The organism is Streptomyces sp. NPDC007917, assembly GCF_042959105.1.
In the GTDB taxonomy this organism is placed as follows: Bacteria; Actinomycetota; Actinomycetes; order Streptomycetales; family Streptomycetaceae; genus Streptomyces.
The window spans coordinates 157,470-182,924 of sequence record NZ_JBIBKK010000007.1 but is presented as its reverse complement, the minus strand read 5'-3'; the positions used below and the strand labels follow the sequence as shown (position 1 = coordinate 182,924).

20 protein-coding genes are annotated in these 25,455 nt (G+C 71.9%); 10 read left to right on the top strand and 10 right to left on the bottom strand.

The annotated features are described in order from the left end of the window. Nucleotides 1-38: 38 nt before the first annotated feature. Entirely contained in the window at nucleotides 39-3,194 is a 3,156-nt protein-coding gene (locus tag ACFZDL_RS15950) for an AAA family ATPase (RefSeq protein WP_391191262.1), read from the top strand. Nucleotides 3,195-3,334: 140 nt separating this feature from the next. Here the strand turns inward: ACFZDL_RS15950 and ACFZDL_RS15945 are convergent, their stop codons facing one another. The 3 genes from ACFZDL_RS15945 to ACFZDL_RS15935 all read right to left on the bottom strand — a co-directional run bounded on the left by ACFZDL_RS15945 (nucleotide 3,335) and on the right by ACFZDL_RS15935 (nucleotide 5,924). Next, the gene (locus tag ACFZDL_RS15945) at nucleotides 3,335-3,502 is read right to left on the bottom strand and encodes a DUF6191 domain-containing protein (protein ID WP_353595612.1); all 168 of its coding nucleotides are present in this window, start codon (nucleotides 3,500-3,502) and stop codon (nucleotides 3,335-3,337) included. A gap of 85 nt (nucleotides 3,503-3,587) precedes the next feature. Further along, complete coding sequence (locus tag ACFZDL_RS15940) at nucleotides 3,588-4,772, bottom strand: PQQ-dependent sugar dehydrogenase (RefSeq protein WP_353595611.1); 1,185 nt, start codon at nucleotides 4,770-4,772, stop codon at nucleotides 3,588-3,590. A 153-nt stretch (nucleotides 4,773-4,925) separates the two neighbouring features. Beyond that, nucleotides 4,926-5,924, bottom strand: coding sequence for an aldo/keto reductase (locus ACFZDL_RS15935; RefSeq protein ID WP_353595610.1), 999 nt, complete (start codon nucleotides 5,922-5,924; stop codon nucleotides 4,926-4,928). A 73-nt stretch (nucleotides 5,925-5,997) separates the two neighbouring features. Between ACFZDL_RS15935 and ACFZDL_RS15930 the strand changes: the two genes are divergently transcribed. From ACFZDL_RS15930 to ACFZDL_RS15895, 8 genes are all read left to right on the top strand, one after another. After that, entirely contained in the window at nucleotides 5,998-6,996 is a 999-nt protein-coding gene (locus ACFZDL_RS15930; protein ID WP_353595609.1) for a 2-hydroxyacid dehydrogenase, read from the top strand. Nucleotides 6,997-7,272: 276 nt separating this feature from the next. After that, nucleotides 7,273-10,257 carry an EAL domain-containing protein gene (locus ACFZDL_RS15925; RefSeq protein ID WP_353595608.1) on the top strand — a complete coding sequence of 995 codons (2,985 nt, stop codon included), beginning with the start codon at nucleotides 7,273-7,275 and terminating at the stop codon, nucleotides 10,255-10,257. A gap of 215 nt (nucleotides 10,258-10,472) precedes the next feature. After that, on the top strand, nucleotides 10,473-12,329 hold the full coding sequence (locus tag ACFZDL_RS15920; RefSeq protein WP_353595607.1) for an acetolactate synthase large subunit: 1,857 nt from the start codon (nucleotides 10,473-10,475) through the stop codon (nucleotides 12,327-12,329). A gap of 44 nt (nucleotides 12,330-12,373) precedes the next feature. Further along, nucleotides 12,374-12,901 carry an acetolactate synthase small subunit gene (ilvN, locus tag ACFZDL_RS15915; RefSeq protein WP_353595606.1) on the top strand — a complete coding sequence of 176 codons (528 nt, stop codon included), beginning with the start codon at nucleotides 12,374-12,376 and terminating at the stop codon, nucleotides 12,899-12,901. 132 nt (nucleotides 12,902-13,033) lie between these two features. Beyond that, nucleotides 13,034-14,032, top strand: coding sequence for a ketol-acid reductoisomerase (gene ilvC / locus ACFZDL_RS15910; protein ID WP_353595605.1), 999 nt, complete (start codon nucleotides 13,034-13,036; stop codon nucleotides 14,030-14,032). A 245-nt stretch (nucleotides 14,033-14,277) separates the two neighbouring features. After that, a complete protein-coding gene (gene serA, locus ACFZDL_RS15905) occupies nucleotides 14,278-15,882 on the top strand; it encodes a phosphoglycerate dehydrogenase (protein ID WP_353595604.1) in 1,605 nt (534 codons plus the stop codon). Between the two features lie 220 nt (nucleotides 15,883-16,102). Beyond that, nucleotides 16,103-16,825 carry a helix-turn-helix domain-containing protein gene (locus tag ACFZDL_RS15900; RefSeq protein WP_353595603.1) on the top strand — a complete coding sequence of 241 codons (723 nt, stop codon included), beginning with the start codon at nucleotides 16,103-16,105 and terminating at the stop codon, nucleotides 16,823-16,825. Nucleotides 16,826-16,928: 103 nt separating this feature from the next. After that, nucleotides 16,929-18,428, top strand: coding sequence for an MFS transporter (locus ACFZDL_RS15895; RefSeq protein ID WP_353595602.1), 1,500 nt, complete (start codon nucleotides 16,929-16,931; stop codon nucleotides 18,426-18,428). Nucleotides 18,429-18,437: 9 nt separating this feature from the next. Here ACFZDL_RS15895 and ACFZDL_RS15890 read toward each other — a convergent pair whose 3' ends face one another. Continuing rightward, nucleotides 18,438-18,887 (bottom strand): hypothetical protein, encoded by a 450-nt coding sequence (locus ACFZDL_RS15890; protein WP_353595601.1) that lies wholly within the window; start codon nucleotides 18,885-18,887, stop codon nucleotides 18,438-18,440. Continuing rightward, complete coding sequence (locus ACFZDL_RS15885) at nucleotides 18,881-19,489, bottom strand: TIGR03086 family metal-binding protein (protein WP_353595600.1); 609 nt, start codon at nucleotides 19,487-19,489, stop codon at nucleotides 18,881-18,883. The genes ACFZDL_RS15890 and ACFZDL_RS15885 overlap by 7 nt, the downstream gene beginning before the upstream one ends. 69 nt (nucleotides 19,490-19,558) lie before the next feature. Here ACFZDL_RS15885 and ACFZDL_RS15880 point away from each other — a divergent pair, with 69 nt between their 5' ends. After that, the gene (locus tag ACFZDL_RS15880; RefSeq protein ID WP_353595599.1) at nucleotides 19,559-20,971 is read left to right on the top strand and encodes a PLP-dependent aminotransferase family protein; all 1,413 of its coding nucleotides are present in this window, start codon (nucleotides 19,559-19,561) and stop codon (nucleotides 20,969-20,971) included. On the opposite strand, the gene ACFZDL_RS15875 is transcribed toward ACFZDL_RS15880, so the two are convergent. From ACFZDL_RS15875 to ACFZDL_RS15855, 5 genes are all read right to left on the bottom strand, one after another. Further along, complete coding sequence (locus ACFZDL_RS15875) at nucleotides 20,972-21,472, bottom strand: PPOX class F420-dependent oxidoreductase (protein ID WP_353595598.1); 501 nt, start codon at nucleotides 21,470-21,472, stop codon at nucleotides 20,972-20,974. Nucleotides 21,473-21,516: 44 nt separating this feature from the next. Next, a complete protein-coding gene (locus tag ACFZDL_RS15870; protein WP_353595597.1) occupies nucleotides 21,517-22,995 on the bottom strand; it encodes an MFS transporter in 1,479 nt (492 codons plus the stop codon). Between the two features lie 106 nt (nucleotides 22,996-23,101). Further along, nucleotides 23,102-23,581 (bottom strand): MarR family transcriptional regulator, encoded by a 480-nt coding sequence (locus tag ACFZDL_RS15865; RefSeq protein WP_353595596.1) that lies wholly within the window; start codon nucleotides 23,579-23,581, stop codon nucleotides 23,102-23,104. Between the two features lie 33 nt (nucleotides 23,582-23,614). After that, nucleotides 23,615-24,472 (bottom strand): hypothetical protein, encoded by an 858-nt coding sequence (locus ACFZDL_RS15860; protein ID WP_353595595.1) that lies wholly within the window; start codon nucleotides 24,470-24,472, stop codon nucleotides 23,615-23,617. 3 nt (nucleotides 24,473-24,475) lie between these two features. Then, complete coding sequence (locus tag ACFZDL_RS15855; protein WP_353595594.1) at nucleotides 24,476-25,429, bottom strand: glycoside hydrolase family 6 protein; 954 nt, start codon at nucleotides 25,427-25,429, stop codon at nucleotides 24,476-24,478. Between the last annotated feature and the right edge of the window lie 26 nt (nucleotides 25,430-25,455).

The following is a 25,455-nucleotide window of genomic DNA, read 5'->3' as shown; positions in this document are numbered from 1 at the left end:
CGGTCCGCGTCATCGCCCATGGTGGGGCCCCCGCTGCCATGGGCGCGACTGAGGGGCAGGACACAGATCAAACCCTTACCCCCCTGTCGGACCCCTGTGCGATCCTCGACGGCGTGCACCACACCTCAGTCAGCCCGGTGTTCGTCGGCCGCGCCGAGGAACTGTCCACGCTCACCGACGCGCTCGCCCGCGCCAGCGCGGGCGAGCCGCAGGTGCTGCTCGTCGGAGGGGAGGCGGGGGTCGGCAAGAGCCGGCTCGTGGACGAGTTCCTGACCGGGGCCACCGCCGCCGGGGCCACCGCCGCGGTCGGCGGATGCGTGGAGATCGGGGTGGACGGCCTGCCGTTCGCCCCCGTGTCCACCGTGCTGCGCTCGCTGCGCCGCAAGCTGGGGGACGAGCTGGACCGCGCCGCCGCCGGGCAGGAGGGCGAGCTCGCCCGGCTGCTGCCGGAGCTGGGCGAGACGGCCCGCGAGTCGAGCGAGGAGGACAGCCGCGCCCGGCTCTTCGAGCTCACCGTCCGGCTGCTGGAGCGGCTGGCCGCCGACCGGACGCTGATCGTCGTGATCGAGGACCTGCACTGGGCCGACCGCTCCACCCGCGAGCTGCTCGGCTATCTCTTCCGCGCCCTGATCAGCGCCCGGCTGCTGGTCGTCGCCACCTACCGCTCCGACGACATCCACCGCCGCCACCCGCTGCGCCCCTTCCTCGCCGAGATCGACCGGATGCGGGCGGTGCGCCGCATCGAGCTGCCCCGCTTCAACCGCTCCGAAGTCCGCGCCCAGATAGCGGGGATCTACGGAGCCCGGCCCGAGCGGGCGCTGGTCGACCGCGTCTTCGAGCGCAGCGACGGAAACGCCTTCTTCGTCGAGGAGGTCGCCCGCAGCATCAGCGAGGGCTGCACCACGGGCCTCAGCGAATCGCTGCGTGACCTGCTGCTGGTGCGGGTCGAGGCGCTGCCCGAGGAGGCCCAGCGGGTGGTGCGCATCCTCGCCGAGGGCGGCTCCACCGTGGAGTACGAACTGCTGCGCGCGGCCGCCCGGCTCGGCGAGGACGACCTCATCGACGCGCTGCGCGCCGCCGTCGGCGCCAACATCCTGCGGCCCACCGGCGACGACAGCGGCTACCGCTTCCGCCACGCCCTCGTCCGCGAGGCGGTGGCCGACGATCTGCTGCCCGGCGAGCGCTCCCGCATCAACCGGCGCTACGCGGAGGCGCTGGAGGCCGAGCCCGCGCTGGTGCGGGCCGATGAGCGCGCCGCCCGGCTGGCCAGCTACTGGTACCACGCGCATGACCCGGCCAAGGCCCTGCCCGCCGTGTTGCGGGCCTCCGTCGAGGCCCGCCGGCGGTATGCGCACGCCGAGCAGCTGCGGCTGCTGGAGCGCGCCATGGAGCTGTGGGAGGACGTCCCCGAGGAGATACGCCAGGCGCAGCGCCCCCTCGACTACGCCGAGGCCTACCCGGCGTGCGGCTGCGACGACAAGGCGCTGCGCCATCTGGACCTGCTGGCCGAGGTGGTGGTGGCGGCGAACAGGTCAGGGCAGCGGGAGCGGGCGCTGGCCGTCGCCCGGCGGGCGCTGCGCGCGCTGGACGAGACGGAGGACCCGCTGCGGGCCGCCTGGTTCTGGACCCAGAAGTCCAGGCTGATCGGGGCCCTGGGGCGGGGCGACGGCTGGGCCGAGCTCGGCCGGGCCCAGGAACTGGTGCGCGGCCTGCCGCCGTCCGCCGTGCACGCCGATGTGCTGGCGCAGGCGGCCGGCTGGACCATGGTCCGCCGTCCGGGGCCGGAAGGCTTCGCCGTGGCCGAGCGGGCCGTGGAGCTGGCCCGGCTGGTCGGCGCCCGCAGCACCGAGCTCCACGCCCGGCTGACGCTGGGCTACTTCATGGCCGAGTCCGGGGATGTGGAGTGCGGCCTCGCCCAGATGCGGGAGGTCTGCGCAGCCGCCATCGAGCTGGGCGACGTCAGCATCGTGGGGCGCTGCTTCATCAACCTGACCTCCGGGCTCGAGGGCCTCGGCCGGTCGGCCGAGGCGGTCGAGGCCGCCGAGCAGGGCCTGCGGATGCTGGACCACTTCGGGCTGACGGACTCCCTGGCCTGGGTGTCGGGCAACATGGCCGAGTCGCTGCTGTCGCTGGGCCGCTGGGCCGAGGCGGAGGAGGCCGCGGCGGCCACCCGGCGCCTGGCGATCGGCAACAAGCCGCGCCGCATGGCGCTGAACCGGTTCGCCCGGCTGGCGCTGGCCCGGGGCGACTGGGGCACCGCGGAGCGCGAGCTGGCGGTGGCCCGGGGAGAGCAGGACCTCATCGGCGAGCCCCAGTTCGCCATCCCGCTGGCACACCTCTTCCTCGAACTCGCGGCGTCCCGCGGCCGGATCCTGGAGGTCCGCGAGCTTCTCGGCCGGGCCCTGGAGGACGGCTTCCGGGCCGGTATGCAGCGCTACACCTGGCCGCTGCTGGTGGCCGCCGCCGCGGCCGAGGCGGACGCCCGCGGCCTGCCGGCCGCCGAGCCCGGCCGGGCCGAGACCCTGGCCCAAATCCGGACGGCCGCCAAGCGGGTGGCGCAGCCGGTGCCGGTGTGGCGGGCCTACGGCCTGCTGCTGGACGCCGAACTGGCCCGCGCCGAGGGCCATGACGACGCCGACCGCTGGGCGGCCGCCGTGACCGCCCTCCAGCGGCTGGACCGCCCGCACCCCCTGGCCCAGGCCCGCTTCCGCTGGGCGGAGGCGCTGCTGAGCTGCGGCGCGCCCCGCGAGCGGGTCGCCGAGCCGCTGGCGGCGGCACACACCACGGCGGTCCGGCTGGAAGCGCGCCCGCTGCGCGAGGGGATCGAACTGCTGGCCCGCCGCGCCCGGCTGCCGCTGACCCCCGCCCCCGGCTCAAGCCCCGGCTCCGGCTCCGTATCCACCTCGCTCGCCGCCCTCCCCGCGACCTGTACGCCGGACCCCGCCGCCGAGCCCACCGACCCCGCCGAGGCCCTTGGGCTCACCCCTCGCGAGCGCGATGTGCTGCGGCTGGTGGCCCGGGGGCGCAGCAACCGCCAGATCGCCGAGGAGCTGTTCATCTCGCCGAAGACGGCGAGCGTGCATGTGTCCAACATCCTGGCCAAGCTGGAGGTCTCGGGCCGTGGCGAGGCGGCGGCGGTGGCCCACCGGCTGAGGCTGGTGGACGGCCTGGCGGACGAGGCGGTCGCCCACTGAGCCGACGGGCGCCGACCCACTCCCGAGGGCGCGCCCCGGGGCGCGGCGGCTTCAGGCCTGCTGGACTCAGGCCTGCTGGCTTGGACCTGCTGGACTCGGGCCTGCCGGGCTCAGGCCTGCTGGACTCGGGCCTGCCGGGCTCAGGCCTCGCGTGGCCGGACGACCACCCGGCCGGATTCCAGGTCGATCGGCCCCTGCCACGGTTTGTCGCCGTCGCCCACGTCGTCCACGGTCAACTCCAGCCGGTTGCGCTCTTCTTCGGTGTGTTTACGGCCCGGCGAGAACAGTTCCTCGATGATGTTGAACATGTGCGACCCCCAGGGGCAAGCGACTCCCGCCAGTCTAAGCGCAGCCCCGATGATCTCCCCGGGCCCGTCGTAGGACCCCGTCCCGTCAGGAGATCTGCAGCTTCAGAATCCGGTCGTCCTCCTTCCCCGGCTTCCCGCGCCCGTCCGTATTGCTCGTCGTCACCCACAGCCCGCCGTCGTCCGTCGCCACCACCGAGCGCAGCCGCCCGTACTTCCCGTCCAGGAACGACTGAGGCTTCCCCGCGGGCCGGGTGCCTTCCAGGGGGATGCGCCACAGCCGCTCCCCGCGCAGCGCCGCCATCCAGATCGAGCCCTTGGCGTACGCGATGCCGCTGGGCGAGGCGTCCTTGGGTTTCCACTCCTCGACCGGGTCGACGAACCCCTTCTTGCCGGCCTTGCCCTCGGCCTCGGGCCAGCCGTAGTTCTTGCCGGGCTGGATCAGATTGAGCTCGTCCCAGGTGTCCTGCCCGAACTCGGAGGCCCACAGCCGCTTGTCCATGTCCCAGGCCAGGCCCTGCACATTGCGGTGGCCGGAGGAATAGACCACCGAGTCGGCCCGGGGATTGCCATGGGCGGGCTCGCCCTCCGGGGTCATCCGCAGGATCTTGCCCCCGAGCGAGTCCTGGTCCTGGGCGAGCCCGCGGTCGCCGCCCTCGCCCGTGCCCGCGTAGAGCATCTTGTCGGGGCCGAAGGCGATCCGGCCGCCGTCGTGAATCGCGCCCTTGGGGATGCCCTTGAAGATCGTGTCCGGGGCGCCGAGCTGGGAGCCGGCCGGGCGCTTGTCGTCGTACGACATGCGGGCGATGCGGTTGTCCGACGCGGTGGTGAAGTACGCGTACACCATCGGATTCGCCCCGTAGTCCGGGGAGACCGCCAGGCCGAGCAGCCCTCCCTCGCCGCCGGGGGAGACGCCCGGGACCGAGCCCGCCTCCGTCTTCTCCCCGCTGGACGTGTCGACCTTGTAGATCTTGCCCGTGTCGCGCGAGGAGACCAGCAGGTTTCCATCGGGCAGCGGGGCCAGCCCCCACGGCGAGTCCAGTTTGGTGGTGAGCGTGCGGACCACCTTCGCCGTGCCCTTGCTGGGAGCGGGCGGGGCGGAGGAAGAGGGGGAGGAGGAAGGCCTCCCCGAGGAGGGGGAATCGCCGTCGGGCCCGGACTTCGCGGGGCCGGACGCGCTTGTGCGGTGGCCGAAGGGGCTCTGCCCGCCGTCACCGGACGAGCAGCCCGCCGCGAACAGCAACGCGGCAGCGGAGGCGAGCACAGGGATCACACCAGGACGTCGCACCTTCGGTTCCTCTCCGTGGGCACATGTGCCTCGGCACGGCACTGATTCTTATACACCGCAGCCCCGCCGCCGGTTCCCACCACCAAAGCCCCCCTCACCCGAGCTCGCCGGCCACAACGAGCCACAGCCGCACCGCCCCTAGTCCCATGACCCCTGGGCCGGGGGCAGCGTGGCTATCTCCGCGAAGTCCTCGTCCGTCAGCCGCAGTTCGGCCGCCGCGCAGTTCTCCGCCGCCCACCGCTCCCGCTTGGTCCCCGGCACCGGCACCACATGCCGCCCCTGCCCCAGCAGCCACGCCAGCGCCACCTGCGCCGCCGTGACCGATTCACCGTGGCGCCTCGCCACCCGGCGCAGCCCGGCCACGATCGGCTGGTTCGCCGCCATCATCTCCGCGGTGAAACGCGGATGCCTGGCCCGTACGTCGTCCGGCTCGAACCCCTGCCCCGGGGTCAGGGTCCCGCTCAGGAAGCCGTTCCCCAGCGGCATCGCGGCCAGGAACCCCACCCCGCGGGAGGCGCACCACGGCACCAGCGCCTCCAGCGCCTCCGGCGACCACACCGACAGCTCCGCCTGCACACAGCTGACCGGAAAGACCTGCTGCACCCGCTTGAGCTGGCGCACCGTGGCGTCGTGCATCCCGGCCCCGGTCCGCCGCTGTGCCCGCGCCCCCAGCGCGCACAGCCCCAGCGCCCGTACCTTCCCCGCCGCGACCAGCTCCGCCATCGCGCCCCAGGTCTCCTCTATCGGCACCTCCGGGTCGGCCCGGTGCAGCTGGTAGAGGTCGATCACGTCGGTCCGCAGCCGGCGCAGCGAGGCGTCGCAGGCCCGTTTCACATAGCTGGGGTGGCCGTTGGCCACGATGTGCGTCTCGCCCACGAGCAACCCGCATTTGGTGGAGACGAAGGCGTCCCGGCGCCGCTCCTTGAGCACCCTCCCCACCAGCCGCTCGTTGGTGAACGGCCCGTACATGTCGGCGGTGTCCAACAGGCTCGCGCCCGCGTCGAGCGCGGCGTGCACGGCGCGCACCGAGTCCTCGCCGCTGCGCTGTGAAGCGGTGTACGCCCAGCTCATGGGCATGCACCCGAGGCCTATCGCGCCCACCTCGAGCGCCCCCGCTCCGATTCTCCTGCGCTCCACCTGGCCTGACCCCTCCCGTTTCCCGCACCAAACTAACGTCTGAGTGCGCCCCGTGATCGCATAGCCTCCAGGCATGAGCGCAGATCACAGCGACAACCCCGACAACCCGCACCCCGACACCCCGCTGTCCGGCACCGCGCGCCCCCTCGCGTGGCTGCCGTTCCCCGCGGACGAGATCGACGGGCTCCCCGACAGCCTGGAATACGCCCACTGGGACGGCGAGTCCGACTACCCCACCGACCCCGCCCGCTGCGCGTTCTATTGCCTGCCGTACATGAAGAACAAGGAGGGCGTGCGGCCGCTGCCGGCCATGAGGAACCTGAGCGTCGTGCAGACCCTCACCGCCGGCATAGACCATGTGCAGCCGGTGCTCGCCGAGCTGCCCGGCGGCGTACGGCTGTGCAACGCGCGCGGTGTGCACGACGCGAGCACCGCCGAGCTCGCCCTGACCCTGATCCTCGCCTCGCTGCGCGACATCCCCGGTTTTGTGCGCGCCCAGGACGCCGGGCAGTGGAGGCAGGGCTTCCGTCCCGCGCTCGCGGACAAGTCCGTGCTGATCGTCGGCTACGGGTCCATCGGCAGCGCGATCGAGGACCGGCTTGTGGGGTTTGAGTGCGAGCGGGTGCTACGCGTCGCGCGCTCCCCGCGCACGACCGAGCGCGGCCCGGTGCACCCGATCGACGATCTGTCCCGACTGCTTCCGGAAGCCGATGTGGTGGTGCTCGTCACGCCGCTCACCCCTGCCACTCGCGGCCTGGCCGGGGCAGACTTCCTGGCCGGTATGAAGGACGGCGCGCTGCTGGTGAACGTCGCGCGCGGTCCGGTGGTGGACACCGAGGCGCTGCTCGCGGAGTTGAAGACGGGCCGGCTGCGGGCCGCGCTGGATGTGACCGACCCCGAACCGCTGCCCGCCGGGCATCCGCTGTGGCACGCTCCAGGAGTGCTCATCACCCCGCACGTGGGCGGTCCGTCGTCGGCCTTCCTGCCCCGCGCGAAGCGGCTGCTGCGCGACCAGCTGCGCCGATTCGCGGCCGGTGAACCGCTCAGTCATATCGTCACAACGACCGGATGAAATGCCCGTGGCAGCACATACAGACACGGTATGACTGCACTCCGTATATACAACGCCGTTGTCGGTTACGGTGTGTAGATGGCCTATGTCCCTGAGTGACCACTCTGGTGTATCGTCCCGAGCGGGGGCTGCGCCACTGACCTGACGGCGTCAGCGATGGACCGGAACTCAAGGGGGGCGACGGGCGATGTATGGCCAATGGACCGACGACCCGACGCGACTCAGGCGTCGACTGCTAGCTTCCCGCGCCCTCGCGCGGCACTCGAAGGCCGTCCGGTGAGCGCCACCGGAGCGGTGCTCGCCCGGCCGTCGGTGTCCGACGGCGGGGCGGGGCTGCTGCCTCAGGTCCTGCTCGCCCTCATGTGCGGCGGGTACGCGGCGGGAGCGGCGCTCGGCTGGGGCTCCCCCGAACTGGCCCTGTTCATGGGCGACTTCGGCCTGAGTGCCGCCGCCCTGGCCGCCGCCGTGTCCTGCCTGTGGTACGGGCGTGCGCGCTCCGGGCAACTGCGCCCCGCCTGGCTGCTGTTCGCGGCGTCCTCCTTCATGGCCGCGCTGGGCAACGGCGTCTGGGGCTGGTACGAGGTGGTGCTCGGCCGTCCCGTGCCCAGCCCCTCGGCCGCCGACTTCTGCTTCCTGCTCTTCGCCCCGCCCGCCATCGTCGGCATGCTGGTGCTCGCCAAGCGCCCGGTGACCCGCGCCGGCTGGATCTGTCTGGCGCTGGACGCCTGGCTGATCGCCGGGTCGCTGCTGACCCTGTCCTGGAGCCTGGCGCTCGCACACGCCGCCCAGTTCGGCGGGGGCGGCGAGCCCGTGGCGCGCAGGGCCTTCTCGCTGGCCTATCCGCTGCTGGACATCGTGCTCATCAGCATGGTCGTCGCGGTGCACTTCCGGCGCTCCTCGGCCAACCGTTCCGCGATCAACACGGCGATCGCCGCCTTCGCGCTGACCGTGCTGTGTGACGCGCTGTTCACCTCGCCGCTGCTGCGTGAGCACTACCGCTCCGGACAGATCCTTGACGCCGGATGGTTCGCGGGCTCCATACTGCTCGCGTACGCCCCCTGGGTGGCCCGGCGCGAGGCCGCTCAGGCCCCGCCCGCCGCCGCGCTCCGCCGCCCGGCGCAGCCCAGCCGTGCCAGCGCGGGCTCGCTCGCCGCCCTCGCGCCGTACCTGGCCGCCGCCGTCTGCACCCTGGGGATCCTGTACAACGTGATGGACGGCCGACCGATCGACGGGGTGATGCTCTTCACCGCCTGCGCGGTCGTGCTCGCCCTCGTCGTCCGCCAGGCCATCATGCTGCTCGACAACATCACGCTCACCCAGGAGCTCGCGGAGAAGGAGAACCACTTCCGCTCCCTGGTGCAGAGCTCGAGCGACGTCATCATGATCGCCGCGCCCACCGGCATCCTGCGCTACGTCAGCCCGGCCGCCTCCGGGGTCTACGGCCGCGACGCGGACGAGCTGGTCGGCTCCGAGCTGGCCTCCCTCATCCACCCCGAGGACCTGGGCTCGGTCGTCCACGAGGTCCGCCGCTTCCTGGCCGCCTCGCCGGGGGAGGAGCCCACCACCCGCATCGAGTGCCGCTTCCGTTCCGGCTCCGGCGACTGGCTCAACGTGGAGTCGACGATCAACCGCCACCATGGCGGCCTCATCTTCAACAGCAGGGACGTCACCGAGCGGGTGCGCCTGCAGGCCCAGCTCCAGCACAGCGCCGAGCACGACCCGCTCACCGACCTGCCCAACCGCTCCCTGTTCACCAAGCAGGTCCGCCACGCGCTGGCCGGGCGGCGCCGCACCGACGCGGGCACCGCCGTGCTCTTCATCGACCTCGACGGCTTCAAGGCCGTCAACGACACCGTCGGTCACCAGGCGGGCGACGAGCTGCTGGTCCAGGCGGCCCGCCGGCTCCAGGAGTCCGTGCGCTCCGGGTCCGGCGACTGCGCGGCCCGGCTCGGGGGGGACGAGTTCGCCGCGCTGATCCTCGGCGACGGCGACCGGGACTCCGCCGCCCGCGAGTGCCGCATCCTGGAGATCGCCGACCGGCTGCGCGCCCGCCTCTCCCAGCCCTACCAGGTCGTGGGCGGCACCGAGGTCCGGGTGGCCGCCAGCATCGGCGTCGCCTTCGCCGAGCCCGGCATCGGCCCCGGAGAGCTGATGCGCAACGCCGACCTGGCGATGTACCGCGCCAAGGCCGCGGGCAAGAACCGGGTCGAGCTGTACGCGCCCCAGATGCAGGCCGACGTGACGCGCCGCGCCGAGTTCGCCACCCGGCTGCGCACCGCCCTGCACGACGGCGAGTTCGTCCTGCTGCACCAGCCCGTCGTCGAGCTCGCCGGCGGCCGGATCACCGCTGTCGCCGCCCAGCCCCGCTGGCGTTCGGCGCAGGGCATCCTCTTCACCCCGGCCGAGTTCCTGCGGGTCGCCGACAGCGGGCGCGACAGCGGGCGCGACGGGGGCCGGGGCGGCGCGGAGGACGCGGCCCGCACCGCCGAGCTGGCCCGCTGGACGCTGGAGGCGGCCGTCGAGCAGGCCGCGGAGCGCCGGCGTGACGGATTCCCGGTCCCGGTGTGCGTACGGCTCCCCTCGAGCCGCCTGGTGGACAAGTCCCTGCCGCCGAAGAGCGTCGAGACCCTGCTGGCCCGGCACGGCCTGCCCTCCGGCGCGCTGATCCTGGAGCTGACCGACAGCGACCCACGGGTGCCGCTCGACGAGCTGGAGCACCGGCTGAGCGCGCTGCGGCGCCTGGGCGTCCGTATCGCCCTTGACGGTTTCGGCAGCGGATACGCCGCGATCCGGGCGCTGCGCAGACTCCCCATCGACATGCTCAAGCTGGACCGGGGGCTGGTCGAGGGCGTCGTCGAGTCCTCCCGGCTGCACAAGATCACCTCGGGGCTGCTGCGGATCGCCGGCGACCTGGGCATGCAGTCCCTCGCGGAGGGGGTCGACCTGCCCGAGCAGATCGTCGCCCTGCGGGCCATGGGGTGCACCCAGGCCCAGGGGACGGCCTTCTCCGGGCCGCTCGACGAGCACCGGCTGCGCCGCGCGCTGAACCGCGGCTCGTACCCCGTGCCGCGCTCGGACAGCCCCGTACTGGTGGGCGGCCCGCTGTCGACCCGGCACCTCGGTCATATCGCCGTGCACGGCGCGGGCCACCCGGCGGGACATGGCGCCGGACACGGCGCGGGTCATGGGCCGCGGCGGGCGGAATCCCACACGCATCCGCCGTCCCGCTCAAATACTGAGACGCCCGTCCCACCCACTTGACACCCGATACGCGCCGGGGGGAGGGTCGGAGCCATGCGCACCCGAATTCTCGTACTTGGAAAGCGCGTCGGCTGAGCAGGGCCACCTCTACAAGCCCTGCGGACCTCTCCGGCGCGCTCCCCTCGCTTGCCTCACGGCACGAGGGGTTTTTTGTTGCACTGACACAAGTCGTACCGCTCTCCCACTCCCCGCACAGACCCTCATCCGAGAAGAGAATGCCGATGACCGAGCAGGCCACCGGGGCCCACCATCCCCAGCCGCGGCCCCGTAACGGCGGTTCCCATCCCGCCCCAGTCGAGCACGTCACGGGCGCGCAGTCCCTCATCCGCTCGCTCGAAGAGGTCGGCGCCGACACCGTCTTCGGCATCCCCGGCGGTGCCATCCTCCCCGCGTATGACCCGATGATGGACTCCACCAAGGTCAGGCACGTGCTCGTCCGCCACGAGCAGGGCGCGGGCCACGCCGCCACCGGCTACGCCCAGGCCACCGGCAAGGTCGGCGTGTGCATGGCCACCTCGGGCCCCGGCGCCACCAACCTGGTCACCCCGATCGCCGACGCGCACATGGACTCGGTCCCCATCGTCGCGATCACCGGCCAGGTCGCCTCCAAGGCCATCGGTACGGACGCCTTCCAGGAGGCGGACATCTGCGGCATCACCATGCCGATCACCAAGCACAACTTCCTGGTCACCAAGGCCGAGGACATCCCGCGGACGATCGCCGAGGCGTTCCACATCGCCGCCACCGGCCGCCCCGGCCCGGTCCTGGTCGACATCGCCAAGGACGCCCTGCAGGCGCAGACCACCTTCTCCTGGCCGCCGCAGACCGACCTGCCCGGCTACCGCCCGGTCACCAAGCCGCACGCCAAGCAGATCCGCGAGGCCGCCCGCCTGATCACCCAGGCCGAGCGCCCGGTGCTGTACGTGGGCGGCGGCGTCATCAAGGCCCACGCCACCGCTGAGCTGAAGGTGCTGGCCGAGCTGACCGGCGCGCCCGTCACCACCACCCTCATGGCGCTGGGCGCCTTCCCCGACACCCACCACCAGCACCTGGGCATGCCGGGTATGCACGGCACCGTCGCCGCCGTCACCGCCCTGCAGAAGGCCGATCTGCTCATCGCCCTCGGCGCGCGCTTCGACGACCGCGTCACCGGCAAGCTCGACTCCTTCGCCCCCCACGCCAAGGTGGTCCACGCCGACATCGACCCGGCCGAGATCGGCAAGAACCGCGCCGCCGACGTGCCGATCGTCGGCGACGCCCGCGAGGTCATCGCGGACCTGGTCGTCGCGGTCCAGGCCGAGCACGACGCGGGCCGCACCGGCGACTACTCCGGCTGGTGGGAGGACCTGAACCGCTGGCGGGAGACCTACCCGCTGGGCTATGAGCAGCCCGCGGACGGCAGCCTGTCCCCGCAGCAGGTCATCCAGCGGATCGGACAGCTGGCGCCGGAGGGCACCGTCTTCGCCGCGGGTGTCGGCCAGCACCAGATGTGGGCCGCCCACTTCATCGACTACGAGAAGCCGGCCACCTGGCTGAACTCCGGCGGCGCCGGGACCATGGGCTACGCCGTCCCGGCCGCGATGGGCGCCAAGGCCGGCGTCCCGGACCGTACGGTCTGGGCGATCGACGGCGACGGCTGCTTCCAGATGACCAACCAGGAGTTGGTCACCTGCGCGCTGAACAACATCCCGGTCAAGGTCGCGATCATCAACAACGGCGCGCTGGGCATGGTCCGCCAGTGGCAGACGCTGTTCTACAACCAGCGCTACTCCAACACCGTGCTGCACTCGGGCCCGGACGCCCCCGCCCAGACCAACGCGGGCACCCGCGTCCCCGACTTCGTCAAGCTCGCCGAGGCCATGGGCTGCATCGGCATCCGCTGCGAGGACCCGTCCGACCTCGACGCCGTCATCGAGAAGGCCAACTCGATCAACGACCGGCCGGTGGTCGTGGACTTCATCGTCCACGAGGACGCCATGGTCTGGCCGATGGTCGCGGCCGGCACCTCCAACGACGAGATCCAGGCGGCGCGCGGCGTCCGCCCGGACTTCGGCGACAGCGAAGACGACTGAGGCCGAGGATTCAAGGGACTCAGAGAAAAGAGAGAGTTCAGCCCATGTCCACCAAGCACACGCTCTCCGTCCTGGTGGAGAACACCCCAGGCATCCTGGCCCGGATCGCCGCGCTGTTCTCCCGCCGCGGCTTCAACATCGACTCGCTCGCGGTCGGCGTCACCGAGCACCCCGACATCTCCCGGATCACCATCGTGGTCAATGTCGATGAGCTCCCGCTGGAGCAGGTCACCAAGCAGCTCAACAAGCTCGTCAACGTTCTGAAGATCGTCGAGCTGGAGGGCAGCCAGGCGATCCAGCGGGAACTGGTCCTGGTGAAGGTCCGCGCCGACAACGAGACCCGCTCCCAGATCGTCGAGATCGTCCAGCTGTTCCGCGCCAAGACCGTGGATGTCTCCCCGGAGGCCGTGACCATCGAGGCCACCGGCAGCAGCGACAAGCTCGAGGCCATGCTCAAGATGCTGGAACCGTACGGCATCAAGGAGCTGGTCCAGTCCGGCACCATCGCCATAGGGCGCGGCGCCCGCTCCATCACCGACCGGAGCCTGCGCTCGCTCGACCGGACCGCCTGACCAGCGGACCTGGCACCGGCCGGCCGATCATGGCCGGTTCGAGGGGCCCGTATGGCGAGACCCCGAAACCTTCACCCGCCCGCCCGTCATACGGTGGGACGCACAACCCGAAAACGCTAGGAGAACCCCGAAGTGGCCGAGCTGTTCTACGACGACGACGCCGACCTGTCCATCATCCAGGGCCGCAAGGTCGCGGTCCTCGGTTACGGCAGCCAGGGCCACGCCCACGCGCTGTCGCTGCGCGACTCGGGCGTCGACGTCCGGGTCGGCCTGCACGAGGGCTCGAAGTCCAAGGCCAAGGCCGAGGAGCAGGGGCTGCGCGTGGTCACCCCGGCCGAGGCGGCCGCCGAGGCCGACGTGATCATGATCCTGGTCCCGGACCCGATCCAGGCCAAGGTCTACGAGGAGTCGGTGAAGGCCAACCTGAAGGACGGCGACGCGCTGTTCTTCGGCCACGGCTTCAACATTCGGTTCAATTTCATCCAGCCCCCGGCCGGCGTGGACGTCTGCATGGTCGCCCCCAAGGGCCCGGGCCACCTGGTCCGTCGCCAGTACGAGGAGGGCCGCGGCGTGCCGTGCATCGCGGCCGTCGAGCAGGACGCGACCGGCAACGCCTTCGCGCTCGCCCTGTCCTACGCCAAGGGCATCGGCGGCACCCGCGCCGGCGTCATCAAGACCACCTTCACCGAGGAGACCGAGACCGACCTCTTCGGTGAGCAGGCGGTGCTGTGCGGTGGCACCTCCGCGCTGGTCAAGGCCGGGTTCGAGACCCTGGTCGAGGCCGGCTACCAGCCGGAGATCGCGTACTTCGAGTGCCTCCACGAGCTGAAGCTGATCGTGGACCTCATGTACGAGGGCGGCCTGGAGAAGATGCGCTGGTCGATCTCCGAGACCGCCGAGTGGGGCGACTACGTCACCGGCCCGCGGATCATCACCGACCAGACCAAGGCCGAGATGAAGAAGGTCCTCGCCGAGATCCAGGACGGCAGCTTCGCCAAGAACTGGATGGACGAGTACCACGCGGGTCTGCCGAAGTACAACGAGTACAAGAAGGCCGACGGCGACCACCTGCTGGAGACCACCGGCAAGGAGCTGCGCAAGCTGATGAGCTGGGTCGACGACGAGGCGTGAGCCTCCTGGGACCGGCCCCCCGAGCCCGCACCTCGGGGGTCCGGTCCTCGACTTGTCCATCATGCAAGACCACGTGCGGGTGATCCTGCCGGTATGGCGCAAAACGCCTCCCGGACGCCACTACACTGCAGGGAACAAGCGCGTCAGGGCTCACAGCGTCGTGCGTCTTTCACGCGGCTGCCCCCTTCACGCCTGCGGCCGTCGGGACGGCCGTCCGCATAGGACTAGTGAGGACTGAAGACCACGTGAGCACTGCTTCCACGGGTAAACCCGTCGTACTCATCGCCGAAGAGCTCTCGCCCGCCACGGTGGACGCCCTCGGCCCGGACTTCGAGATCCGCAGTTGCAACGGCGCGGACCGGGCCGAGCTGCTGCCCGCCATCGCCGACGTGGACGCGATCCTCGTGCGCAGCGCCACCAAGGTCGACGCCGAGGCCATCGCCGCCGCCAAGCACCTCAAGGTGGTCGCCCGCGCCGGTGTCGGCCTGGACAACGTGGACGTCTCCGCCGCCACCAAGGCCGGCGTCATGGTCGTCAACGCCCCGACGTCCAACATCGTCACCGCCGCCGAGCTGGCCTGCGGCCTGCTGGTCGCCACCGCCCGCAACATCCCCCAGGCGAACGCGGCGCTGAAGAACGGCGAGTGGAAGCGCAGCAAGTACACGGGCGTGGAGCTGAGCGAGAAGACCCTCGGCGTCGTCGGCCTCGGCCGCATCGGCGTGCTGGTCGCCCAGCGGATGTCCGCCTTCGGCATGAAGATCGTCGCGTACGACCCCTACGTCCAGCCCGCGCGCGCCGCCCAGATGGGCGTCAAGCTGCTGTCGCTCGACGAGCTGCTCGAGGTCTCCGACTTCATCACGGTCCACCTCCCCAAGACCCCCGAGACCGTCGGCCTGATCGGCGACGAGGCGCTGCACAAGGTCAAGCCCGAGGTCCGGATCGTCAACGCCGCGCGCGGCGGGATCGTCGACGAGGAGGCGCTGGCGTCGGCCCTCAAGGAGGGCCGGGTCGCGGCGGCCGGCCTGGACGTGTTCTCCAAGGAGCCGTGCACGGACTCCCCGCTCTTCGAGTTCGACAATGTGGTCGTCACCCCGCACCTGGGCGCCTCCACCGGCGAGGCCCAGGAGAAGGCGGGTATCGCGGTCGCCCGCTCGGTGCGCCTCGCCCTGGCGGGCGAGCTGGTCCCGGACGCGGTCAATGTGCAGGGCGGCGTCATCGCCGAGGACGTACGGCCCGGGCTGCCGCTGGCCGAGAAGCTCGGGCGGATCTTCACCGCGCTCGCGGGTGAGGTCGCGGTCCGGCTCGACGTCGAGGTGTACGGCGAGATCACCCAGCACGACGTCAAGGTGCTGGAGCTCTCCGCGCTCAAGGGCGTGTTCGAGGACATCGTCGACGAGACCGTGTCGTATGTGAACGCCCCGCTGTTCGCGCAGGAGCGCGGTGTCGAGGTCCGCCTGACCACCAGCTCGGAGTCCTCGGAGCACCGCAATGTGGTGACCGTGCGCGGCACCCTCTCCGGCGGTGACGAGGTCTCGATCTCCGGCACGCTGGCCGGACCCAAGAACCAGCAGAAGATCGTCGCGGTCGGCGATTACGACGTCGACCTGGCGCTCGCCGACCACATGGCCTTCCTGCGCTACACCGACCGCCCGGGTGTGGTCGGCACGCTCGGCCGCATCCTCGGCGAGGCCGGGATCAACATCGCCGGCATGCAGGTCTCGCGTTCGGCGGCGGGCGGCGCGGCGCTGGTGGCGCTGACCGTGGACGACACGATCCCGCAGCCGGTCCTCACCGAGATCGCCGAGGAGATCGGGGCGACGTCGGCCCGCTCGGTCAACCTGGTGGACTGAGCGGCAGAACAGCACAGAGCAGCAGCACAGGGCCCGGCCCCCGCTTCGGCGGGGGCCGGGCTTTGTCATGCGTGCGTACGCGTCTCTGTTCGGGGCCCGTCCGATCTTTTTCATCACGTGTTGAATATCCTGGCGGCAGTGGATACGCTGATAGCACTAAGTGGAGAAAAATTCTCCACCTGGCTCTGTGTTGTCCCTCGCTGCTCGCGGGAGGTTCGCCGTGTCCACCACCATCCCGGGCGCCGACCCGGCCGACGCCCCCGACGGCCCCGCGTCCCCCGGCCCCCGGATGCGGGCCGACGCCCGGCGCAACCGCGAGCAGATCCTGCGCGCCGCCCGCGCGGTCTTCGTCGACCAGGGCCCGGACGCCCCGCTCGATGAGATCGCCCGCCGGGCGGGCGTGGGCATCGCGACCCTCTACCGGCGGTTTCCCGAGCGCGCCGACCTGATCAGCGGGGTGGCGATCGACGTTTTCACCGCCCTGGTCGAGGCCGCACACGAGGCGGCCGAGGCGGAGCGCGACCCGCTGGACGCGCTGCGCCGCTTCATGCACGCGGCCCTCGACCTCAAGATCGGCTCGGTGGTGCCCGCCCTCTACGGCCGGGTCGCCGTCGACGAGATCCTGGACGCCGTCCGCCAGGACGCCGCCGACCCCGTGGACGAACTGCTCCGGCGGGCCCATGAGGCCGGGCTGATCCGCCCCGACGTCGCCTTCGGGGACATCACCCTGATGATCATCCGGCTGTCCCGTCCGCTGCCCGGCGGGGGCCTGATCCCGGACGACGAGGCGCTGGCACACCGCCACCTGGACATCTACATCGACGGCCTGCGTCCCGACGGCAGCGCCCGGCCCAATACCCGGCTGTCCGGTCCGGCCCTGGACGCCGCCGGGTTCAAGCGCCTCAGAGGAGGAGTGCTGCGCGCCGGATCCGGCGACGGCTGACCCGTCCGGCCGCTTCCGGAGGAATCCCCTCGCCCGGCGATCCCGGGCGGGGAAGGTCACTCAAAGCCCGAAATCTCCAGATAAGCCCCAGAAAGGCACGCTCATGGCCCAGCCCCTCGACACGCAGCCCGCAGTGAACCCCCGGCGCTGGCTGGCCCTGGTCTTCATCGGCCTGGCCCAGCTGATGATCGTCCTCGATATCACCGTCGTGAACATCGCCCTGCCCTCGGCCCAGCAGGACCTCGGGATCTCCGACGGCGACCGGCAGTGGGTCATCACCGCCTACACCCTGGCGTTCGGCAGTCTGCTGCTCCTCGGCGGCCGGATCGCCGACTACACCGGCCGCCGGCGCTCCTTCCTCATCGGCCTGATCGGCTTCGCCGCGTCCTCCGCCTTCGGCGGCGCGGCCTCCGGATTCGGCATGCTCCTCGCGGCCCGCGCGCTGCAGGGCATGTTCGCCGCCCTGCTCGCCCCCGCGGCGCTGTCCCTGCTCGCGGTGAGCTTCACCGAGCCGCGCGAGCGCGCCAAGGCCTTCGGTGCCTTCGGCGCCATCGCGGCGGGCGGCGGCGCGATCGGGCTGGTCGTCGGAGGGCTGCTGACCGAGTATCTGAACTGGCGCTGGTGCCTGTACGTGAACGTCCCCATCGCCGCCGTCGCCGTCTTCAGCTGGTACGTCCTGCCCGCCGACGAGCGCGCCGAGGGCGGCCGCACCCGCTTCGACCTGCCCGGCGCGCTGCTGGCCGTGTCCGGTCTTGTCGCGGTGGTGTACGGGTGCAGCGAGGCGGAGTCCAAGGGCTGGGACTCGCTGACCGTGACCGGCCTGCTGACCCTGGGCGTGGTCCTGCTGACGGCCTTCGTGCTGACCGAGCGCAGCGTCGCACACCCCCTGCTGCCCCTGCGGGTGATCATGGACCGCACGCGCGGCGGCGCCTATCTCGCGGTCAGCCTCTCGGTGGTCGGCATGTTCGCGATGTTCCTCTTCCTCACGTACTACATGCAGCGCGTCAAGGGCTACTCGGCGCTGGTCAGCGGCGTGGCCTTCCTGCCGATGACCGCAGCCGTGCTGGCCGCGGCCGCCGGCATCGGCTCCCGTCTGCTCCCCAAGCTGCCGCCCCGCGCCCTCATTACCCCGGGCATGCTCACCGCGGCCGCCGGTGTCGCGCTGCTGATCCCCCTGGAGCCCGGCAGCTCGTACGCGGCGGGCGTCCTGCCCGCCGAACTCCTCGTCGGCTTCGGCATGGGCCTGGTGATGGCCCCGGCGATGAACTACTCCACCCACGGAGTCCAGCCCCAGGACGCGGGCATCGCCTCCGCCACGGTCAACACCGCCCAGCAGATCGGCGGCTCGGTCGGCACGGCGATGCTCAACACGATCGCCACCAGCGCCACCGAGGACTACCTGGCCCCCGCGGTCCGCGCCCATGAGGTGACCCCGCAGCTGGCCAAGGAGGGGCTGGTCGAGGGGTTCTCCGAGGCGTTCGTCTGGTCCTCGGTGATCCTCGCGGCGGCGGCGGTCATCGTGGGCCTGCTGATGAACACGCCGCGCCCGAGCCGCCGGCCCGGCGGGGACCAGGCGGCGCCGCTTCCGGTCCACCTGGGGTAGGCCCACTCGTCAACGCCCGAGCTGCCCCTCACCCGGATGAGGGGCAGCTCCGGCGTTCCGGCCCGCCGGGCCGGTGCCCGATCCCGTGAGCATGCGATAGGCGTCCCGCCAGATGCCGGTCTCGTCGAACTCGGGAGAGACCCAGGTCGTCGCCCTGGCCACGCCGCGGGCCCGGTACTTGCGCATGATCGCGACATGGTCCGGGCGGCCCACGAAGCCGTGCAGGGCCTCCTCACCCGTCCACACCGACACCGCGCCGCAGCGCCGGGCCCGCGGCGCGGTCCACAGCCACAGGCCGACCGCGCCGTCGAGCGCGGGCCAGGCGCGCCGCAGCCGCACGGCCGCGCGGGCGATGCCGGGCAGGTCCATCCGTTTGGCGAAGGTGAAGTCGGTGACGCTGACGAGCACCGGGCCGTCCATGCCCGCCGCCGGCCCCGGGCGCCAGCTCGATCTCAGCACGGTCCACCCGCCCAGGACGGGACGCGGCCGAGCAGGCCGAGCAGCCGGTGGTGCGGTGGCGCGTCGTCCAGGGGCGGGACGCGGCCCTCGAAGGCGGCGCCGGGGCCGCGGCCCTCGTCCGGGACCTGCTCGGCGACCCGCAGCGCGGCGGCGGTCAGCTCTTCGTCCGGCTCCCAGGGGACGCCGATCGTCGCCGCGACGTCCCAGGCGTGGACGACGCAGTCGACGAAGTGGAAGCTGATCGCGACGCGCCCGGGGAAGGCGCCGCCGTCCCGCACCTCCGGCAGGACGAACGGCCGCGTGAGGACACCGTCCTCCGCGAACGCCGCATCGACCAGCGCCGCAGACGCCTCGAACGCGGCGCGCGCGTCGTCGCCGAGGTCGCCGCCGCGCCAGGCGGAGAGCGCCCCGCCCGCGCCGCGCGCCGACGCGGCGAACCCCTCGTTCTGGCTGACGAGATGGCGGAGCAGGCCGTGCAGCGTCCAGTCCGGGCACGGCGTCGGGAGACGCAGCTGATCGTCCTTCAATTGGGCGACGACCCCGCCCAGCAACGCCAGGGCCCGGCGGTCGAGCTCTTGGATGTCCAGCTCTCGAAGATCCATGATCCAGAGCCTAGGAACGGGCAATGGACCAACACCAGGGCCAATAACCCCACATATGATTGAGCCAATATGGAGGTCCACGTCAGCCTCGACGGCCATCGCGATCTGTCCGGCCAGATCTACCGACAGATCCGCGCCGCCATCCTCGACGGGCGGCTGCGCCCGGACGATCCGCTGCCGCCGACCCGGGAGATGGCCCGTCGGCTCGCGGTGGCCCGCAACACGGTCGGTGTCGCCTACGACCGTCTGGCGAGTGAGGGCTATCTGGAGGGCCGGGTCGGCGCGGGCACCTTCGTGAGAGCCGTCGGCCGGACGCCGGGCGCCGCCACCACCACCGGTTCCGCCCTCGCGCCGCGCCCCGTCTGGGACGGGGTGGTCGCCCCGTGGCTCGGCCCCGCCGACGCCGAGCTGACCTCCGTCGCGTACGACCTGCGGGTGGGCCTGCCGGACGCCCGGCTGTTCCCGTACCAGACGTGGCGGCGGCTGGTCGCGCGCGAGCTGCGCCCTTCGGCCGGGATGGCGCGGGGCTCCGGCCACCCGGCCGGCCACGGCGGACTGCGCGCGGCGATCGCGCGACACATCGGACTGTCCCGGGCGGTGCGGGCCTGTGCCGACGACGTGGTCGTGACCAACGGAATCCAGCAGGCCCTCGACCTGATCTGCCGGGTGATGATCGAGCCGGGCGACGGCGTCGCGGTCGAGGACCCCGGCTATCCGCCGGCCCGGATGCTCTTCCGCTCACTGGGCGCCACGGTCGTGGACGTCCCGGTGGACGCCGAGGGCCTGTGCGTAAACGCCCTCCCGGACCATGTCCGCGTCGTCTATGTGACGCCCTCTCACCAGTTCCCGCTGGGCATGCCGATGTCGCTGCGGCGCCGGATGGCCCTCGTCGAATGGGCCGAACGTCACGGTGCCGTCGTGATCGAGGACGACTACGACAGCGAGTTCCGCTACGGCGGACGGGCGATCGACCCCCTGCAGAGCGTCGACCGGTCCGGTCATGTGATCTACGTCGGCTCCTTCTCCAAGGTCATGCTGCCCTCGCTGAGGCTCGGCTTCCTCGTCGCGCCCGCCCCGCTGCGGGAGGCGCTGCGGGCGGCCAAGTACGTGACCGACTGGAGCACGTCGTTCCCCACCCAGGCGGCGCTGGCCAGGTTCATCGACGACGGTCTGCTCGCCCGCCACATCCGCCGGATGCGCCAGGAGTACGCGGCCCGGCACCAGCTGATCACGACCACGCTCGCGCAGGGGTTCGCGGACCGGCTCGAGGTCATCCCGTCCTCGGCGGGTCTGCATGTGACCGCCTATGCCACCGATGACCCGGCGGAGCTGGCCACGAGGGCCCGCGCCTCGGGGGTGGCGCTCTACACCCTGGCGGAGGTCGCCATGAGCCCTTCCGTACGCCCGGGCCTCGTCTTCGGCTACGGAGCGATCGCAGCGCCGGACATCGGTCCGGCGCTGCGGCGGCTGTCGGTCGTGTGATCAGTCGGAGGCGGGGATGTCGAGGGCGGTGCCGTACAGCCGGGACACCCGGATCCTGATCACCACGCGCCGGTCCGCCACCATCTGCTCCAGGAACGCCGCCTCGTCCCGCGGATCGTCGAAGCCGGGCGTCAGGGAGAGCAGTTCCCGCCCGACCGCGTCACCGGGCACGGTCGTCACCTCGGAGATCTCCGCTTCGCCCTCGGCGACCGCGAACGACCAGACGTTCGGGCCGTTCACGTGCAGGGCGGCGTGCGGATCGCGGCGCAGCTGACGCACCTTGAGGCGGTCGGCCGTGGTGGAGATCCGCACCACGCGCTCCTCGGGGCTCCAGCGGTGGAGCACGGTCGACAGGTGCGGGTGGCCGCTGCGCCTGACCGTGGCGAGCACCCCGAACTGCTGCTCCCGCAGCAGCCGGGACAGTTCCTCGTCCGTGAGCGCCCGGGGCGCGGGTCCGGCGCCCGGCTTCTGCTCTTCTTCGTTCGCCACGTTCGTGTTCATGGGGATCGGGCCTTTCGCTGGTGGCGGGGGAGGAGGTCAGGGGGTCAGGCGGCGGTGACGTGCGAGGCGGCCGGGGCGGCGTCCTCGGCCGGCGCGGTGGGCTTCGCCCCCGTCCGGCCGAGCACCGTGAAGGCGACCGCGAAGGCGGCGACGAGAAGCCCCGTGCCGACGGTGAAGGCCAGGTGGTAGCCGCCGGTCAGCGCCTCGGCCCGGCTCTTGCCCTGCGCGAGCAGGCCGTCGCTGCGGGAGGCCGCCAGGGTGGACAGCACCGCGACGCCCAGGGACATGCCGATCTGCTGGGTGGTGTTGAACAGTCCGGAGGCGAGCCCGGCGTCGTCCTCCTTCGCACCGGACATCCCGAGGGTGGTCAGCGCGGGGAGCGCGAGGCCGAAACCGCCGGCGAGCAGCATCACGGGAAGGAGGTCGGTGAGGTAGTTCGCGTGCACCGGCACGCGGATGAGCAGCCCGAGGGTGCCGATCAGGAGCAGGATTCCGGTCAGCAGCACCTTGCGCTCGCCGAAGCGTGCGTTGAGCCGGGCGGAGACACCGAGGGAGACCGCGCCGATGACGGCGGCGGCCGGGAGCATGGCCAGGCCGGTCTTGGCGGCGCCGTACCCCAGCACCTTCTGCAGATAGAGGGCGACGAGGATCTGGAAGGAGAACAGGGCCGCCACCATCAGGACCTGGATGAGGTTGGCCCCCACGACGCTGCGCGACCGGAAGATCCGCAGCGGCATCAGCGGGGTACGGGCCGTGGCCTGGCGGGCGACGAACGCGGCGAGCAGGAGGAGCGAGAGGGCGCCGAAGCCGAGGGTGGGCGCCCCGGTCCAGCCGTGTTCCTCGACCTTGACCACGGTGTAGATCCCCAGCATCAGCCCCGCCGTGACGAGGAGAGCGCCGATGACGTCGGCTCCGCCGGCCAGGCCGAGCCCTCGGTCGGCGGGCAGGACGGGCACGGCGACCGCGAGGGCCGCGAGCCCGATCGGCAGGTTGATGAAGAAGATCCAGTGCCAGTTGAGCGCGTCGGTGAGGACCCCGCCGAGCACCTGGCCGATCGACGCGCCGGCCGCGCCGGTGAAGCTGAACACGGCAATCGCCTTGGCGCGCTCCCCGGGTTCGGTGAACAGCGTCACCAAAATGCCCAGACTGACCGCGGAGGCCATGGCGCTGCCGATCCCCTGCAGGAACCGGGCGGCGATCAGCACCCCGGGGGAGGTGGCGGCGGCCGCCAGCAGCGAGGCCGCGGTGAAGGTCGCGACGCCGGCCAGGAACATGCGCTTGCGGCCGATCAGATCGCCGAGCCGTCCCGCGAGGAGGAGCAGGCTGCCGAACGCGATGAGGTAGGCGTTGACGACCCAGCTCAGTCCGGCGGGGGAGAAGCCCAGGTCGTCCTGGATGGCCGGCATGGCCACGGTCACGATGGAGCCGTCCAGGACGACCATCAGCATCCCCGTGGCGATGACGCCCAGGGCGAGCCCGCGTGAGCGTGAAAGGGCGGGTTCGGAACTGGATATGACGGACATGTGGGCTCTCCTGTCGGGGGCCTCAAGTGATGACGACAGGAGAGACCGTAGCAGATAGTTCCGTTGCAGACGATCTATTTCGGTTCTACTTGTGTTTCCGCTTGCTCTACTGGCGCGCCCTCCGGGCCGGCCGGGGGCTCTCCGCCGGTGTGGCCAGATGCCCTTCGACCAGCTGGTTCAGGGCGCTCAGCAGGGTGTCCCGGCCGGACTTGGGCAGTGAGGCCAGTGCCTCCCGGTGCACCCGGTCGACGATCTGCTGGCTCTGCTCGGCGACCTGCGCGCCCTTCTCGGTGACCGCGATGATCCGGGCCCGCCGGTCCGTGCTGGAGGGGCGGCGCTCGGCGAGGCCGGCCGTCTCCAGGGCGTCCACGGTCACCACCATCGTGGTCTTGTCCATGTCGCCGAGCTCGGCGAGCTGGGCCTGGGTGCGCTCCTCCTCCAGGGCGTGGACGAGTACGCAGTGCATCCGTGCCGTCAGCCCGATCTCGCCGAGCGCCGCCGCCATCTGGGTGCGCAGGACATGGCTGGTGCGGTCCAGGAGGAACGACAGGTCCGGTTCGGTGCGCGAGGGTGCCAAGGCTGTCATGGGTGCCAGGGTAACAATTCGATCCGTGGTGGATTATCCGGAAGAGGACTTCTTGGCCGCGGCCATCTCGAACTTCCGCCGGGCGAGGGCGTCCATGGCGAAGGGGCGGCCCCGGTACCAGGAGCCCGTATCCGCGAACTGGTGGCCGTGGAAGTTGGCCAGCACGATGTCCGGGGAGGCGCCGGGGCCGGTGTGGTCGATCCACAGGTTGCGGCCGGTGACCACGGACATCGCGTCGAAGCGCGCGTTCCAGGCGCCCTGATCGCCGTCGCCCGGGTCCCAGCTGGGGAAGTGGTCGACGGGCGCCTCGAAGCGGAGGTTGCGGACGATGATGTTCTGGCCGGTGTTGACGGTGAGGTCGACGCCGAGGAGCGCCGGGTCGTCACCGGCGCCGAGGAGCGTGGTGTTGCTGGGGACGGTCAGCTGGATCTGCTGCTTCTGGGCGTTCGAGCCGGTGATCCGCAGCGTACGCATGCGCTTGCACCACTCGTGGCGGTCATCGCTCCAGGCCGTGCCGTCGGGGCCGAAACAGTCCATGGAGCGGGCCAGGTCCCAGCCGGGGGCGTAGTCCTGGGCGTCGAGGAGGCGGCCGTCGTCGGTCTGGTTGCCCTGGATGGCCCCGCGGACGGTGATGACCTTGGGTGCGGTGGGGTCGCCGTGGTTGGCCAGGGCGGCCTCGAGCTCGGCCCGGTTCCGTACGACATGGACGCTGTCCGGCGCGGCGCCCGCGCCGCCCGTCGTGCCCGCGCCCGCCGTGGCCCAGCCGGTGGCCGAGCTGGTGGGCCGGACCTGGGATGACGCGGGCCCTGTCGCGGCGGCGGCCCCGCCGGGTGCGGCCAGGAGCCCGCACAGTAGTGCCGCCGCCGCGGCGTACGAGGTGCGTTCGCGCACTGCCTAACCCGCCAGCTCGTAGGCGTAGTCGGGGGAGAAGCTGCCCGCGGCGCCCGCGCAGCCGTCCAGCTCGCCCGGGAGCTTGATCCACAGATAGGCGTCGATGGCCGGGTCCCCGGTGTTCGCGGTCGGGTTCTCGCCCAGCTTGCGGCCGTGCGGATCGCACCAGGCGTTGTCGGGGGCGGGGCCGTTGCCGTTGCGGCTGGTGTCGATGACGGCGGTCAGGCCCGAGCCGCCGAGCTGGCTGAGCACGCTCTTGGCGAAGGCGACCTCATTGGCGGTGCGCTGGTAGTTGGAGACATTGCTGTAGATGCCGTCGCCGCTGGTCAGCACGCCCGCCGAACGCAGCCGGGAGGCCTGTACGGAGGCGCTGTTCCACGCGGAGTGCCCGGCGTCGAAGTAGACCCGAGCCTTCGGGTTCGCCGCGTGGATGGCGTTCGCGGCCCGGGCGAGCGAGGCGTAGCGGCCGCTCAGCTCGCTGGCGGACAGGCAGCTGATCAGCGCGATCGAGTCCGGTTCGAGGATGACGATCGAGGACCCGCTGCCCAGCCCGGCGGCGAAGTTGCGCGCCCAGGCGTCGTAGGCGGCGAGGTCCGGGGCGCCACCCGCGGAGGCGCCGCCGCAGTCGCGGTTGGGGATCATGTACGCGACGAGGACGGGGACCTGGTTCTTGGCGGCGGCCGCGGAGGTCACCTTGCGCACGTCCGCGGTGACGGTGGAGGGGGAGTAGCGGGCGAACCAGACGGCCTGCGGCTGGCTGCCTATGCGCGAGGCTATGCGCGGTTGGCGCGAGTCATGGGAGTTGGCCGCGACCCACTTGTTGACCTGGGAGTCGGGGTCGGTGAAGAACGTGGTGCCGGTGGGCAGTTCACCCGCGACGGCTTGGGGCGCATGGCCCGCCCCCACCAGGAACGCGGTGGCGAGCGCGGCGGTCACGAACGCTCGGAGGAGGCGCACGGTGCATCAGTCCTCTCGGGGGGGGA